Here is a 15241-nt window from a genome sequence, read left to right as displayed (position 1 = left end):
AGACAGCAACGGACCTTCACCCACGCGCCGTTGCAACAATCGACTGAGGTTTCTGTAGCCGACTGAGGAGTTTGGACAAGAAGTATCTTGCCAGTGATACGTGTCGCGGACCCGCAGCAATGAAATTTCGCGTTTGGACATTCACGTCGTGAAAACCGCGCGAGGCGAGAGCGTCGCGAAGCGTTACCGCAGTCCAACTGCGCATGTGCTGCCAGCGATGAAACGTCACATTTGCAACTGGGCAATAGACTATGTTGTCCTCGAGCCGCTCCTCGTTGGGGGTTGTCACGACAAGGAGGCCACCTTGGTTCAGAAGACGTCGCGCCTGGGTCAAAGTTACTTCAAGCCAATGATCGTCAAGATGCTCCACGACTTCGAGAAGAAACACAACATCGAACTTCTCGTCTTTCTGCAGAAGCCCGCTGACTGTGTCGAAGCCCATAAAGTTCTTGCGGTCGTGAACGTTGACAGCTGAACCGATCGTTTCCAGGGCGATATCTGCGCCCTTCACGACAAATCCAGCATCAAGAAGATGGGGCAAGAGGTGACCGGGCCCACATCCGTAATCGAGGACGCCTGCCCCTTCGGGAATCAGATGGCGTACGAATTCAACGACATCGCGACCTTTTTGGTGGCTAAAATAAAGTTCTGGAAATTGGGAATAATAAGCCCAAAAGCGCGATAGCGTTTCGTCATCCCACTTTAAAGTTGTCGGTTGCGGGAGCGCTGTCATGTTGAACCAAGTTCCTTGAATCGGAGATCCGCTGACCGTGCCCGCGGCGGAGCCAAGTAGTCTATAGCGGTGGCATCAGTCGCCCAAGCTGCAAAATCGTCAAGGTCACCATTTTTGGTGATCTCGCTGTGCGTCCGAACGGTCGGCACCAAGTTCTGAAAGAGCGGATCTGAAACGTCGGCGCCGATCTCGGTTCTAAAGCTTTTGTAAATCCAGGGACGCCGCACAAAGAGCGCGTGCGCGTGCACCCGCGCCCGATGAACCTGCTCTGCTCCGAGGCGCGCCTGGTCCTGTAAACGCGCCAAGACCTTCAAATAGCTTTCGCGCGTCTCGCAATCGCAGGTAAACCCGAAACCAGAATAGCGGCCTGTGCCCGCAGTTACGACCGGCACGCCGAAGCACGGCAATTCGTAGCCAATGCTCCCTCGCACTGTGATGCCAGCATCCGCGATCCGGAACAGTGACAGAGTACTGATTCGTGTGTCCGGCAACAATATCTTGACATGCTGAGGTAGCTCACCGATGTGATCGCGGATCAACCGCAACTCGCCAAACTCATCGGTTGCCCCCGAGATCTTCCGTTTCCAAATGTTGGCGGGATGCAATTTTACTAACCAGTTCAGCTTGGGATTGGCCGCCGCCGCTTTGACGGTCTCGACGAACCATTCCCCGTAGTTCTCAAATATGTCTTTCCCGTAGAATAGATTGGCGTCCCAAAGCACATGGGAAAATACCACCGCGATGGGCTTGGCAGGATCGAGGGCAAGAGTGTTACGAATTTCTTCCGCTGACATGTCGACAGTGCCGGGCTGATTACGCGTCTGCACCTTCCAGACACCGCCATAGCGCTTTTCAAATTCCTGATCGAGCTGCCTCTCCTCACACTCCCCCCATGGGGAACTCATGAGGAAGTCGAGCCTTTCAGCAGTGATCGAATTGGGATGGATTCGCCGCGTCTCGCGGGTGAGCTTTTTCTGCACAAGCCCGTCTTCCCGCGATGGTTGAGTGAAATGAATCGTCGGGATACCTCGCGCAATCGCCACGTCAACGAAGGGGCCAAGTACGTGGTAATTGGGCTCGTTGACAAGGATAAGCGCAGGCTTCGCGATCGCGAGATATTGCTCCGCGGCGTGAACAAAGCTAACCGATTGCGCGAGCTGCTCAAGGATTGCCTGTCGGATTTCCGGCTTCCGCGGATCTGGCGCGCCCTCGAAATGTCGCCGCGATACTGAGGACAGCAATTGCGGACCGATCCAGGAGTCACGGTAACTCCATTCGAGGACGGACTGAAACTCCATAGGCTCTGTGGCACGACGCGCGACTTCTGAGTCGACAAAATTCCTAGCGCTTTGACTAGCCGTCAAACGCTCGAACGCGATGAAGTCATCGATTCCATATGCTCGGAAAATACGTCTCGCGTGAGTGTAGATATTGGAGGTTAGGATCCTGGCCCGCCATCCCTTTCGACGTAACGCCAGGATCTGCATACATTCAAGCTTGGCAGCATATGTATTGTTGCTCATGCTGAGCACGAAGACCAATGGCGCATCCGACGTCGCTGGAGGCAACTGCCTTGCGAAGGCAGCTGCTTCGTGAGTACGGCGCTCATCCTCCCGCAAGCGCCGATAGATCTTCGGCGTCCTGGTCAACACTATCAGATCGGCGATCGGACCCGCCAGCTTCGTCTGCCGTAGACGCTCACTCAGAAAGCGCATCAAGCATATCCTGTCCGAAGGAGATGATCAGCCAGGCGGAGGTCCTCAGGCGTATCGATATCGATAGATGCAACCTCGTCCATTTCGAAGCCAATGGTTGGACTACCGTAAAGCACGCCCGAGTCCAGCACCTCGCTTCGTACGACAAGAATCGCTGGCCCGTTGCGGCCAAAAAGAACGTCCTTGTCCTGACGGCGAGTTTTGCCGACGCCGCCTCCAAAATAGGGAACGAGCCCACCGTTCTCTTCTCGCATCTGAGCCTCGGGGACGAAGCGATGTGGTACGCGCACGATGCTTACCAGCGTCGCCGCGTCGGACGCACGGAACTTTCCGACTGCTTCGCGGACGTGATGTGGTCGACGGAACGGTGAGGTCGGCTGCAATAGGATCAGCGCATCGACGGCAGTCCCGGCATTGCGCAGTTCCGCGAGACAATGCCGCATCACGCCGAGCATAGGGGCTGCGTCGTCTGACAACTCCCCAGGTCGGCGGAATGGGACGTCGAGCCCGAGTGCGAGGCCAGCCTGTGCAATCTCATCGTCGTCTGTAGAAAGAATCGATCGATCGACGACGCCAGACTTCAGAGCGGATTCGGCGGCCCAATCGAGCAGCATCCGACCACCACAAAGAGCAAGATTCTTACGCAGAATGCTCTTCGAGCCGCCGCGAGCCGGAATGAGGGCCACCAATGTCATCGTCAGTTTACCGTGCGCCGATCATGCATCAGTAGGTTATGCACTTTTGGACACTTACCGTCTCACTCGCCAACACATCTGCAATTTGCTTCCCTGCCGTGCCGTTACCATAGAGCGGATTCATAGGATAGCGGCCATGTTCCACTTGATGTGCGATCGCACGCGCGATGTCCCTTCTCTCATAGGACACTTCGATGACGTTATCGCCTCGATCCCGCATATTTTGTCGCGTGCCGACATTTACGACCGGTGTACCGATATAAGCACCTTCTCGTAGGCCACTGCTGGAATTGCCAACGAGGCACGCAGTCGACCGCATCAAGTTGACGTAGACTTCGATTGGAAGATTCTTGAAGAAGTGCATCCTGTCGTCGAGTCTTCGTTCGCGCCATTTGCGAATGCCACGAGAGATGTCATCCGCGCCCGCATCCGCATTCGGCCACAGCACAATAGCCGCCAATCCCAGCTCACGCACCGCTTCAAGCGTCGCGGTGATCTGAGCTTCTCCACTGCCGTATTCAGTGGTGACAGGATGCTGCGATACCAGAATGAACGGCTCCTCAACCGAAAAACGCTCTCCGACCCCCATATCGAACAGTTGGTCGCTAATCTTACCCGTAGACTCGTCGAGAATCTCCGCTACCAAATCGATACGCGGACAACCAACCATATGAACGTGCTGAGGCAACTCACCAAGCCTAATGATGCGATCACGCGCACCGGGGCTGGCCGGAAAATGAATGTGTGCGAACTTCGTGACGGCGTGCCGGATGCTCTCGTCGATGGTGCCGCTGACCTCACCCCCCATCGTGTGAGCCACCGGGATATTCATGTACGCTGCGGCCAGTGTTGTCGCCATTGTCTCGAAACGGTCGCCCACAGTGAGCACGACATCCGGTGCCAGTTGTTCGAAGAGTGTCGGAAGCTCGAGCAATCCAAGTCCGGTCGACTTTGCCATTGTCGAAGGGCTTTCGCCTTCGATCAACATCGTTACCCGCGCATGAGGCTTGAATCCGTCTTTTTCGATCAGCTTGACAACCGAGCCATAGCGGTCAAGTACCGCCGATGCAGCCACAATCAACTGCAGCTCAAGCGCAGGATGCTGTTGGATAGCGCGCATCGCTGACTTGATCGAGCTGTAGTTGGCGCGGGACCCGACGACCACGCAGATTTTCTTTCTAGTCACGCGAGATCCTCTTGGGCGAACTTGTGATCGCGAGGCAATGATCTGATCACCCTTCGACCGATTAAATCCTGATAGCGCGCAGCTGGAATTCCATCGCCCGGCTTTTTGAAGGCGAGATGGTGCCTTGCGATCTCCGTCCCTGCCGCCAACTCAATAGCAGCAACGATGCTCTTCTCGAAGATCAGCTTCATGTCGGACAACGACGATAGATCATCTTTGTCGACGGGGCTCGCGACCACGCGCCCCACCTCCTTCAATTCCTTGCACAACTGCTTGAATTCTTCGGGCTCCATACTATGCTTGGCGTCACTGCCGTACATCAGCCGGGAAAAGGCAAAATGCTTTTCAATGACACTCGCTCCAAGCGCGACAGCGGCGATTGGAGCAGCCAAACCCATCGTGTGATCTGAATAACCAACAGGCAAGCTATAACGCTCGCGCATCAGCAACATCACATTAAGGCCCACCCGTTCCGGTGGGCAAGGATATGCGGATGTGCACTGCAGAAGAGTCAATGGTCCGCCCTCTCTAAGTGACGCGACGGCCGCGTCGAGCTCGCTCCAACTGCTCATTCCGGACGACATGATAATCGGCTTCTTCGTCAAAGAAAGGTACTCAAGCAACGGAGTGTTGCTGACTTCCCCGGACGGCACCTTGTAGGCGGTAACTCCGACATCTTCCAGCAGATCGACCGCCTCTTGCGAAAACGGTGACGAAAGAAAATCGACCTTCGCGGCCGTCGCGACGGCCGCGAGATTGCGCCATTGGTCCTTCGAGAAGCCGGTGCGGTTAAAATAGACTGACCGCGGCTCGGCGGAGAAGTAGGATGGTGACGGCGCATTCGCGAGCGTCTCCGCTTCAGCGATATGTGTCTGGAATTTTACCGCGTCACATCCGCATGCTGCCGCTGCCTCGATCAGACGACACGCATTGCCGAATGATCCGTCGTGAACGGATCCAATCTCGGCAATAATATATGGACTTGCGCGACTCACCACTTAAGCTCCGAATTCAGGGGATTTATTGACATATCGGACTGTCCGGCTCCAATCAAGCTCTGCAGGAATACATCCGGCCACCCACCCCTGACAGGCCTGTTCTTGCCTTGGCGCCGGGCAGCTAGCGCGCCAATATCCGGTAAGAAAGCCCATAGAGCTTGGTGGCTGCTGCGTACATCCCGCTAGCCCATAGCGTTCTGACGACAGCGGGTTGATGAAGGCCAAATTCCGGTCGCCACGCCCCACGGAACTTCGAGCGGCACGCCTCATCGAAGACCAGAACTCCGAGTGACGATGCCTCAAGCGAACGCGCGGCCCGCGCCTTCGTGGCTATAGAAAGTTCCCGTTCCCGCAGCTCTTTCCAGCGCGGTCCAGGCGCGAGGATCGCTGTTTCATAGAAGATGTGGCTGCCACCACCCAACTCTTGAAGGTACCGGCGCTCTTGGCATCCGACGATCAAGTTGTGAAGCGCGACGACGTGGACGGACTCGGAAGTGGCCGCCGCCAGCATCGAGATAGCTGGCCATCCTTTCGGACCATCGGCGAGCAATGCAAGCTTGCGGCCGGCTTGTGCAGAAGCGTGCCGTCCGAATTCCTCGTATGCGCTTCCTTTGACGAGTTCGATCGGCCACTTCGCAAGTCTCTCTCTACATAAGGCGGCTCGCTTAGGCTCCAACTCAAGATCGATTGAAACAATCTTCTGACCACCGCGACTAGCCCAATCACCAAGGATTTCGGTCGAGTATCCATCCTGTCTTCCGGATTCAATAACGCACTCAATGTCATTCGCGATACAAGTCGCGATGAAGAAAGCCATTTCACATGGGAATATGGCTCCCTCGACCCATCGCTCGACATGTCCATTGAGCACGACGTCGGCGGCGACCTCGGCTGCATTTTGAAGCCTTAATGCGCGATTAGTTGCCATTCTCTACTCCTCGACCTCTTCCCCAAATGCCACTAGCTCGTCCGAGTGAAGCCACGCATCAGCCCCAGGATTGAAAGCAACTCACCAATACGCTGGCGTTCGAAAATCACAACGGCCACAGCTAACACCAGAAAGACCGCCGAACGTGTTGTAAAGGAAGGGACGTATAACATGTTGATTAGCGACGTCACCACGATCAGAAGCGCCCCCCCAAAGGCCCAACTGTCTTGGAAGCCATGAAGTTTTCCAAATTGTCTAGCCTTCCAGCGGATGTAAGACCTGAAAATCAGCGCCTCAAGAATCAAGAGCGCGACGGTCCCGCTCAACCCTAACGAGAGACCGACGCCTCCGACCTGTCCGACGACAAGCGGAAACGAGGCTAGAACAATGAGCGCGATTGCGGCTCGAAAGCGACTGGCGTCCGCTCCCGCACCATGGGCGTAGATCATCGCATTTTGTGGTCGTCCTGACAGCGATATCAGCATCAACACGGCGAACCAGGGCACTATCGACGCTGCAGGCGTTAGACGATCGTTCGTTAAAATGGACAGCAGTTCTCGGCCGAAGCACACAAGGCCTATGCCCACTACGGTGATTACAATATGAACGGGTGTCCATGCGAGGTTGGTTGTTCGGAAGCCCGACGCCAAGTCACGGGCCTCCGACAAAGACGTCGACCATATGTTGTGAGCGACTGCGCTCGTCGCACTGAGAAGCATGCCATAGTAAAGCCGAGCGTGATTGTAGTATCCGACTGAAGCGATAGTTAGGTTCGCGGCAATTACGGCGTTTTCCCCGATTGCGCGGGCACCATCGGTAACACCGGCAAATGCCGCATACGGCGCGTGATGACGTACGACCGAAAGCCATCGCATGCTCGGCCGTGCCCAAGGCATCGGTCCCAATGCTGCCAGCGAAACCACCACTGATGCAAGCTGGCCAACGAGAGTTCCGGCGAATAGGGACGCCGTACCGATTTCCAGACCGAAAAAGACAAATCAACGTTCCGAGAAAGGTACCTATCGCCTGCACTGCGATCTGAGCGGCAATCGCATTGCCGCGGCCACTCACAGAGAAAATTGTCGTCGAGAGCATGGACACCGAGCGCAGGGGAATGATTGCTGCGGCCAGGATATCGATCGTCCATGAGAAAGGTTGCCCATCAGCGTCAAGCACGCGGCCGGCAACTGTTACCCAAGACAACGCGAAGAGAACGGCCAGGGCTACGCTTACGGTAAAAGTAACTACAAAGAAGCTTGCAATCATGCGCCTGCGCTCGCCTTCCGATTCCGCAGCAAAATGCACAGGAAGCGCCAGCGTGCCGCCGCAGTCGCTCAGGGCGTTGGCGAAGGCAACGATCGACATCAGCAGCGCAAGGTAACCGAAGTCGGCCGCAGTCAAGCGGAGGGTGGTGAGGGGCAAGAGCGCAATGGCTAACAGCATCTGCAGGCCGGTTGCGCCGAGGAACAGCAGCATCCGGCCCGCCAGACGGCCGCGGAAAGCTGCCAGAAAACTCACGACGCCGAATCTGAGTTAGTTTGAGACATACTGGTGCAAACGAAAGAGAACTGCATGCCTGTCCCGACAAACGACTCGAAGTGGAATTGCGGATGGGCTTCGCAAAATTCGCGTACATTCGCGAACCTTGCGATACAAAGAAACAGACACTGCCACTCATTCGCGGCGTGAGCAGAATAGACACCTTGAATCCATCGAGCTCGCCTGGAGAACAAAGCCCCCTGCAGAACACCGAACGTTTTTCTTGCCAGAGGTTTTATGCTGTTCGGCGCATCATTGTAGTAGGGCAGGAGCGCCGTTCGGAGTCGATCTTGCCAATTCACCGGTCCCATCGAACCACCTTTCGAACGATTATTGCCGCGGAATCGAGAGCGAGAGTGGAATTCCGCTTTTCATCGAGGGCTTGCATGAAGGCGCCAGTCTTATGCGGCCAACGCACGGCGCGTATTCACCTCAATCAAAACCTGCGAACCGTCCTCGCTCGCGGCCACCACGCGCCAATCTTCCAGTTTGTAGAGTGCAGTGAACTCTTGCCACGCTCGGAATTCGTGGTTCGCCGAATAGAATTCGTCAAATAGAATAAGATAGCGGTAGTCCAGCGGCCCGCACAACGTATCGAGCACAGGTCGCGTTGAGATGTAGAGATCGGCATCAAAGTGGATCAGCCGGATATCCTTCGGCCATCCGTCTTTCAAGAACAGCGGCACGGTCTCGCTAAATAAGCCCGTCATAATCGAAACGTTCGATTGCGGCGGCTCCGGGAAATGGATACCGCGCTCAGCGTCCGCCATCACCTTGGCACGTGCCACAGGATCATCGGCCCATAGTTCAGTCGGCGCACCAAAACCCTTGATAGAGCCCGCCGGGAGTCCGTCCCACGCTTCCGGCAGGCCCTCGAAACAATCGAAGCCGGTGAAGACTATGGTTTGTGGGAGGCGATCTACGAAGTACTTCAGCCAGCCTCCGTTGTTCGTCCCGAACTCAATGATTTGCCCTGAGCATGTGTTTGTGGTGAGCCAGTTGATCGCAACATTCCAGATCGGGTGCTTACCGAGCTTTTTGTTGAAGGTCGGCACGATGACAGCACGCGGATCGGCTGTGATCTTCTCATTCCAGAACCGTTCGAATCGTAGTGTATTGGCGACGCGTTGGATCGTGTTTCCGAGCAGGTCGAGCCCATCAACAGCGGAAATCGGCAAGGATGCAGCACGCGCAATCATTCGACGCGTCCATCCTGGATGGCGCGGCCATTCACTCTTTGGAACAGTGACAACCGGGAGCGGCTCCCGCGCCGGATTTGGCAATTCTGCCTTCATGCTGCTAACTTCGGGTTGTGAGGGCGCGCGCACTTCCAGGAAACCAGCGAAACAAGAAGATCATCAATCTTTTCCGAACGTAACGTTTGAGGTTCTTTGCCTTGCGAGCCAGCTCGTGACAAGTGCCTTTCTGACAGCTGCCCCAGCGCCACAGACTTCGTGCCATCATATTAGGCTGCCGCTCGGTCTGGGAAAAGGAGCTCATTCATGCCCCACGCACCGGCGAGGTCCAAAACGATTCTGTGCTTGGTGGGTCTCACATCTGGACGGATAGTGCAACTTTAGGCTCGGACCACCTGAAAACTTGGGCAAATCTGGCTGCTTACTTGCTCCCCGATTTGCTCAGAGGTCCTGGTCCACAACTCGGACAGCCGTAGTGCAGACTAAGGAGACAGTTTGCCCGCGACATTGGAGCCCCGTTTGCTGCAACACACTGCGGCGTGGTAGGGGGTACCAGAGCTAATGGGGAACCTTCCGATGGCGGTTGCGGAATATCGGGCATTCGGCGCATTTCGGTTTGTACTAGCCTTCACCGTAGTCCTCAGTCACACTTGGTTTCTAAGCTTTGAACATCGCAGCCTTATTCAGGACATGGGGATAGGCAATTTCGCGGTGATGGGTTTCTTTGTGCTCTCCGGCTTCATTATTTCTGAAGCAATCGACGCGTTCTACCAGCGGCGAGCAGCAGCGTTCCTGATCAATCGACTCTTACGCTTAGTCCCGCCGTACTGGATCGCTGTTGCCACGTCCATAGCGTTGCACGGGGCGTTGTATAAATCTGGCATCCTCTCGCTGCCGGACTATACCAGTCCTCCAACCATCATGTTTGACCCGCGCAATTTAGCAATCCAAATCACAGGCATTTTTCCCATTTTCAATGTGAACAAGCTGTTCCCTCGGGAAGAGTGGTATTATTTTGTCCGCTTCGCTTGGGCAATTTTCGTTGAGTTTGTTTTTTATCTGTCGGCGTTCGTCTTTCTTTTGGCTCTGCCTCTCGCGGAAAAGATTGTCACAAGAAAGGCCTATCTGATCGTGATCACCACTGGATCGCTGTCTGTGCACGCTTTCAGCGAATACGTCCGCTTGCTGCACACGAGCTTCGCGTTCATTCCATACTTTGTGCTTGGGTCTGCGCTCTATTGTGTCGCCAAATCACGAACCGCAGTTGCCGTGGCTTTCGTCTCATATGCTCTTATCGCGATTCACTTCCTTCGCTATACGCAAGGGCAACTGTCGATTCACGATGACTGGTGGAGCGGCGCCACTCGGCCAGTGGTGGCTCTTCCCACCACCGCCATGATGTTGATTCCGGTGATAATCATTTATCTTAGCAAAGTTCGCCTTTCCAATAGAGCGAAAGGCCTAGATCAAGCATTGGGCGATTTGACTTATCCGCTTTACCTGAATCACTACGCCATTTTGGTGGCGGCGCTGTCGCTATTTCGGACGCCGAACCCGCTTGTACAGGTTGCCACAGTTTCCGCCGCCCTTCTTGCCTCAATTGTATTGCATCGTCTGGTAGAAGCGCCAATGATAGCAATTCGAAACAAGATCCGCGGCGTCCCTCTCGTGCCACATTCGAAATTGGTTCGGAAAGATGACCTAGCGAAATTCCTGGGCTGAAGGAGAGCAGAGGGGCGCAACTCGAAGGGCCCCGCAGTCGCTCGGGAACTCTACGCAAGCATGCGATTTACAGGAGCATGAAATCATGCAGGTCAGCAGAGTGCTTGAGGTCATTTTCCTGCAGCTGAAAATCACTCTCGCGGAAGCCGTGTGTGAGGCTCTGCTGTACAATATTCTCGCCCGCGGTGGCATCAGTAGGTGAGGATTGGGCGCTCGCGCTTGGCGATTGAACCGTGCTCGGTGAGGCAGATGGGGAGGCCAGTGAATTTGCTGAGCCGGCCGCTGTACTTGAGATTCCGGTGGTGACTCCCGTGGCCGCATTCTGCATCAAGATCATGGGCCCGTTGACCGCATGTAAGTCCGACAGGCCGGCTACCTTCCAGTTGTGATCGGCGGTTCCAAGATCCTTCCAGTCAAAAGCAAGTCCATCGTCGTTCAAAAACCACTCGACTAACCGACCACTTGTCTCATTTTGCCAAAGGAGGTCAACTCGGCCATCGTGATTAAAATCGGCTGTTGCTGCAACATCCCATCCCGGCCCCATGGTCCCAACACGAGCCCACGAAGTAGCCAAACCGTTAGTGAAAAACCACTCAACCCCCTCGTTCGTAGTCATATTCTGCCAGAGAATATCCGCTGTCCCGTCGTGGTTCAGGTCATTGGTCGAGGCAACCTTCCAGTTCGTTCCCATTGTGCCAACATAGGCGTAACTTGGCGCGAGTCCGTTATTCATAAACCACTCGAGCCCAACGCCTGTGGTCTGATTCTGCCAAAGCAGGTCGTCGGTCCCATCACCATTCAAATCAGCAGATGAAATGACGTGCCAATCAGCCGACATGACCCCCACATCCTGCGTTGAAACCGTATGGCCGTTGACGAGAAAATATTCAGTTGCCTGCAAAGTAGTTGTGTTCTGCCACAATAGATCGGTGTTTCCGTCATGGTTGTAGTCACCATGACCGATCACAACCCATCCTTTACCCGGCGTGGCAAACGAAGCAGAGCCAACTACGATGCCGTTGGAAAGATAGACAATTTCACCAGCCCCCGTCGCAGGTTGAAGCCATAGAATGTCGTCGTTGCCGTCGTTATTGAAGTCTTGCGCGATAGTGACAACCCAACCAGCTCCTGCAGGCTGCAGATTGTTCATAAACGTCGAGGTAGCCAGGGTACCATCTCCGAATTGGAAGTTCTCCACACCAGTAACGGTGTCAGTCCCATCCGGTGAGTCGGAACGCAGGTCGACAACGGTGAATGCCTGTGTCGTGGAATTAAAGGAAATGGCGTAGCTGGCTCGGTTCCCCGAATACACTGCGGTATCGGTGCCCGAACCGCCGATGATGTTGTCGTTTCCCGCCCTGCCCGTGATGACGTCGTTGCCGCCGCCGCCGTTCAGCGTATTGGCGATGGCATTGCCGATGATGGTGTCGTTGCCGGATCCGCCGATGGCATTGTCGATGTAGGAGCGTGCGTCGCTATTGTAGAGATAGGCGTTGTAGACGTTGCCCGCCGCATAGTGGCCGTCGCCGAGATACGCCAGTTGCACCGACGAGAACACCGACGAGGCGCCGGGATTGAGGTTGATGCTCAGGTTCGTCGTGTAGTTCGACAGGTCGTAGGTATCGACGCCGCCGCCGTCCCAGACCGTCTCGTAGATGCGGTTGGCCGAGCCGCCGACGCCGCCGCCCGGCGCGAGCTGTCCGACGCCGTTGATGAACTCCTGCCCGGTGGTCGGATTCCAGGTGTAGACGGTGTTGCTGCTCTGAGTCGTGAAGTCCGCGCCGTACATCGTCTGGAGCGCGAGGATATCGTTCGCCATGTAGGTCTGCGAATATCCGTACGCCTCGTTGGTGTAGCCGCCCGTGGTCGAAGCGCCGACATAGCTGCGATAGCTCATGACGGTGTATTCGCTGCTGTCATGCGCGCTCGGCACCGCGACGTTGGCGGGGCCGCCGGCCTCCTGGCTGTGCTTGAGGCCGATGGCATGGCCGAGCTCGTGCAGCGCGGTCGTGAAGTAGTAATTACCCAGCTTGGCCAGCGAGAAATTGTACTGGGTACCGAACCAGATGTCGCCGCCGGGCGCATAATTGAAGGGATAGTAGGCGTAAGCAGTCGGATTGGCCGCCGGCGATTGCGCGACCATGATGTCGGCGCCGTTCGTGCCCGCGTACTGGATGTTGGCGTTGGTGTAACTGAGGATCAGCCCGATCGCGTAGTTGATCGCCGCCTGGATCTGGGCCGGCGCCGAGGCAAAGCCCGACGTGGTCGGCTCGCTGTCTCCGCCGTAATAAGGGTTGGAATAGTCGCTCGACGCGTCAGGAAAGCTATAGGTGATCGTGCCGGTCCATTTGTAACCGGACAACAGGCCGTCGATCTCGGCGTTGCTGGTGGCACTGACATTGACGGCGGTAGCCAATTGACTCTCCAAGGCAACGCATTGCGTGATTCGCGGCGAAGGCTAATGATTCTAGCTTGAGAGTTAAACGTTTGGTTTAAATGGGGCAGTGGCGCCCGTGCCGCTTCGATAAGAATATGTTAGTCATCACAATCCGTAGTCATACGGGCCGCGAAGAAGAGCTTCGGTTCCCGGAACACCCGTGATTTGCAGGGTCTTCATGACACGACGTCGATTTCCAGCTCGCCTGTTTGGCGCCCTGCTCGCGCTCGCCGGATTGAGCCATCACCCCCTCGGAGGACTGCCTGTCATGGTCGAGAAGGCCAAGGCCGACGACAGCGGTAAAGTGGTGCGCGCGCCCGTCATGCCGATGGCCCGCGACCCCGCTGTTGCGGTGGCAGAGGAGTACGAGGCCGCCCGCCGGAAAGGAACGCGGGAGGCCCTTGAGCTCTTCATTGCGCGCCACAGCGACGATCCCCTGGCCGAACGGGCGCGTGCCGAGTTGAAGCGCCTGTCGCGCTGATCTCGCAGCACCGCATCAGGCAGAGCATTTCGGCAGGCGGGATCGGCGTCGGGCCGGACTTGTGGCGTGATCTTTCGGCACTATGGTAGGCCCGCAATCTATCCCGGAGCCATTCAAGATGCCCTTTCCGCATGCCTCGGAAGCCCTGTCGCGCTTCACCGTGCTCGATCTGACCCGCGTCCGTTCCGGGCCGACCTGCGTGCGGCAACTGGCGGACTGGGGCGCGAATGTCGTCAAGATCGACGCGCTGACCGAGGACGCCGGCGGTGAGCAGCCGGGCGGCCCTCGGCAAGGTTCCGACTTCCAGAATCTGCACCGCAACAAGCGGGCCATGACGCTGAACCTGAAGGACGAGCGCGGCCTCGCCGTGTTCAAGCGCCTCGCCGCCAAGGCCGATGTCGTGGTCGAGAATTTCCGGCCCGACGTGAAGAAGAAGCTCGGCATCGACTATGACAGCCTCGCCGCGATCAACCCGCGCATCGTCTATGGCAGCATCTCCGGCTTCGGCCAGGACGGCCCCTATCACAAGCGGCCCGGCTTCGATCAGATCGCGCAAGGCATGGGCGGCCTGATGTCGATCACTGGGGCGCCGGGCCAAGGCCCGATGCGGGTCGGCATTCCCGTAGCCGACCTGACCGCCGGCCTGTTTTGCGCCATGGGCATCCTCACCGCGCTGCTCGAGCGCGAGGTGTCCGGCAAGGGCCAGTGGGTGCAGACGTCGCTGCTGCAGGCCCAGATATTCATGCTCGACTTCCAGGCCGCGCGCTGGCTAATGGAGAAGGAGGTCGCCAAGCAGGCCGGCAACAATCACCCCACCAGCATCCCGACCGGCGTGTTCAAGACTTCGGACGGGTACATCAACATCGCCACGACCGGTGGACGGATCTGGGAGCGGTGCGCGCAGGCGATCGGCGCACCGGAGCTCTATGCCCATCCCGACTATGCGACGGCTCCTGCCCGTTCCAAGAACCGCGACGCGCTCAACGCCGAGATCGAGAAGCGCACCGTGACGAAGTCGACCGAGACCTGGGTCCGCGAGCTCAACGAGGCCGGCGTGCCCTGCGGGCCGATCTATGCCATCGACCAGATGTTCGAGGACGCCCAGGTCAAGCATCTCGGCATCGCCCAGGACGTGCCGAACGAGGAGGGTCGCCATATCCACCTGATCGGCCAACCCGTGACGCTGTCACGCACGCCGAGCAGGATGGTGGCGCGGCCGCCGGAATTCGGCGAGCAGACCGAGGAGATCTTGAACGAATTCGGCTTCGGTGCGGACGAAATCGCAACTTTGAGAGAAGCCGGCGTTGTCTGATTTGCTCAACTCATTGAGCTGCGATCACCATACGCGCTCGGAAAAGCGCCGCGTAGGCATACCGTCGAGGGACTATGGAAAACCAGCTTAGCTCATCGACCGTAGACAGGAAGCAGCGTGGCTGGGCTCAACATTTTCGGCGCTGCTTGGCCCTATCGAGTTCGACAGCCATGAGCGATCTTCTCGCTGTGATCACAGTCGTGTCGCTGCCATGGTCCACAACCATAACCTCGATCTTCAGCGCTCTTCTGGTTCTCAGTGTGTGTCCGAGGATACGTCTTGCAGAACTTGTAGATTTG

Annotated in this window: 13 protein-coding genes; 3 read left to right on the top strand and 10 right to left on the bottom strand. The window is 56.8% G+C overall.

Annotated features, from left to right (window positions below; all coding sequences use genetic code 11):
- Positions 1-16: 16 nt before the first annotated feature.
- The 9 genes from ACETMP_RS00160 to ACETMP_RS00120 form a co-directional block, all read right to left on the bottom strand.
- Positions 17-733, bottom strand: coding sequence for a class I SAM-dependent methyltransferase (locus ACETMP_RS00160; protein WP_375159465.1), 717 nt, complete (start codon positions 731-733; stop codon positions 17-19).
- Positions 730-2448 (bottom strand): hypothetical protein, encoded by a 1719-nt coding sequence (locus ACETMP_RS00155; protein WP_375159464.1) that lies wholly within the window; start codon positions 2446-2448, stop codon positions 730-732. The genes ACETMP_RS00160 and ACETMP_RS00155 overlap by 4 nt, the downstream gene beginning before the upstream one ends.
- Positions 2448-3143, bottom strand: a complete 696-nt coding sequence (locus ACETMP_RS00150; RefSeq protein WP_375159463.1) for an acylneuraminate cytidylyltransferase family protein — start codon at positions 3141-3143, stop codon at positions 2448-2450. The genes ACETMP_RS00155 and ACETMP_RS00150 overlap by 1 nt, the downstream gene beginning before the upstream one ends.
- A gap of 28 nt (positions 3144-3171) precedes the next feature.
- Positions 3172-4329: a UDP-N-acetylglucosamine 2-epimerase gene (gene neuC / locus ACETMP_RS00145; protein ID WP_375159462.1), complete on the bottom strand. Its 1158-nt coding sequence runs from the start codon at positions 4327-4329 to the stop codon at positions 3172-3174.
- Positions 4326-5324 carry an N-acetylneuraminate synthase family protein gene (locus tag ACETMP_RS00140; RefSeq protein ID WP_375159461.1) on the bottom strand — a complete coding sequence of 333 codons (999 nt, stop codon included), beginning with the start codon at positions 5322-5324 and terminating at the stop codon, positions 4326-4328. The genes neuC and ACETMP_RS00140 overlap by 4 nt, the downstream gene beginning before the upstream one ends.
- A 124-nt stretch (positions 5325-5448) precedes the next feature.
- On the bottom strand, positions 5449-6255 hold the full coding sequence (locus ACETMP_RS00135) for a hypothetical protein (protein ID WP_375159460.1): 807 nt from the start codon (positions 6253-6255) through the stop codon (positions 5449-5451).
- A gap of 32 nt (positions 6256-6287) precedes the next feature.
- The gene (locus ACETMP_RS00130) at positions 6288-6905 is read right to left on the bottom strand and encodes a hypothetical protein (RefSeq protein WP_375159459.1); all 618 of its coding nucleotides are present in this window, start codon (positions 6903-6905) and stop codon (positions 6288-6290) included.
- Between the two features lies 1 nt (position 6906).
- Positions 6907-7731 carry an oligosaccharide flippase family protein gene (locus tag ACETMP_RS00125; RefSeq protein ID WP_375159458.1) on the bottom strand — a complete coding sequence of 275 codons (825 nt, stop codon included), beginning with the start codon at positions 7729-7731 and terminating at the stop codon, positions 6907-6909.
- 464 nt (positions 7732-8195) lie between these two features.
- On the bottom strand, positions 8196-9089 hold the full coding sequence (locus ACETMP_RS00120) for a hypothetical protein (RefSeq protein ID WP_375159457.1): 894 nt from the start codon (positions 9087-9089) through the stop codon (positions 8196-8198).
- Between the two features lie 477 nt (positions 9090-9566).
- Here ACETMP_RS00120 and ACETMP_RS00115 point away from each other — a divergent pair, with 477 nt between their 5' ends.
- Positions 9567-10712, top strand: coding sequence for an acyltransferase family protein (locus ACETMP_RS00115; RefSeq protein WP_375159456.1), 1146 nt, complete (start codon positions 9567-9569; stop codon positions 10710-10712).
- A gap of 67 nt (positions 10713-10779) precedes the next feature.
- Here the strand turns inward: ACETMP_RS00115 and ACETMP_RS00110 are convergent, their stop codons facing one another.
- Complete coding sequence (locus ACETMP_RS00110; protein WP_375159455.1) at positions 10780-13128, bottom strand: FG-GAP-like repeat-containing protein; 2349 nt, start codon at positions 13126-13128, stop codon at positions 10780-10782.
- Between the two features lie 289 nt (positions 13129-13417).
- On the opposite strand from ACETMP_RS00110, the gene ACETMP_RS00105 reads away from it, so the two are divergent.
- A complete protein-coding gene (locus ACETMP_RS00105) occupies positions 13418-13630 on the top strand; it encodes a hypothetical protein (RefSeq protein ID WP_375159439.1) in 213 nt (70 codons plus the stop codon).
- A 118-nt stretch (positions 13631-13748) separates the two neighbouring features.
- On the top strand, positions 13749-14942 hold the full coding sequence (locus ACETMP_RS00100) for a CaiB/BaiF CoA transferase family protein (protein ID WP_375159454.1): 1194 nt from the start codon (positions 13749-13751) through the stop codon (positions 14940-14942).
- Positions 14943-15241: the final 299 nt, after the last annotated feature.

Source organism: Bradyrhizobium dasycarpum (genome assembly GCF_042019905.1).
Classification (GTDB): domain Bacteria; phylum Pseudomonadota; class Alphaproteobacteria; order Rhizobiales; family Xanthobacteraceae; genus Bradyrhizobium; species Bradyrhizobium japonicum_B.
The sequence above is the reverse complement of the archived record's forward strand: the minus strand, read 5'-3'. Positions and strand labels throughout refer to the sequence as shown.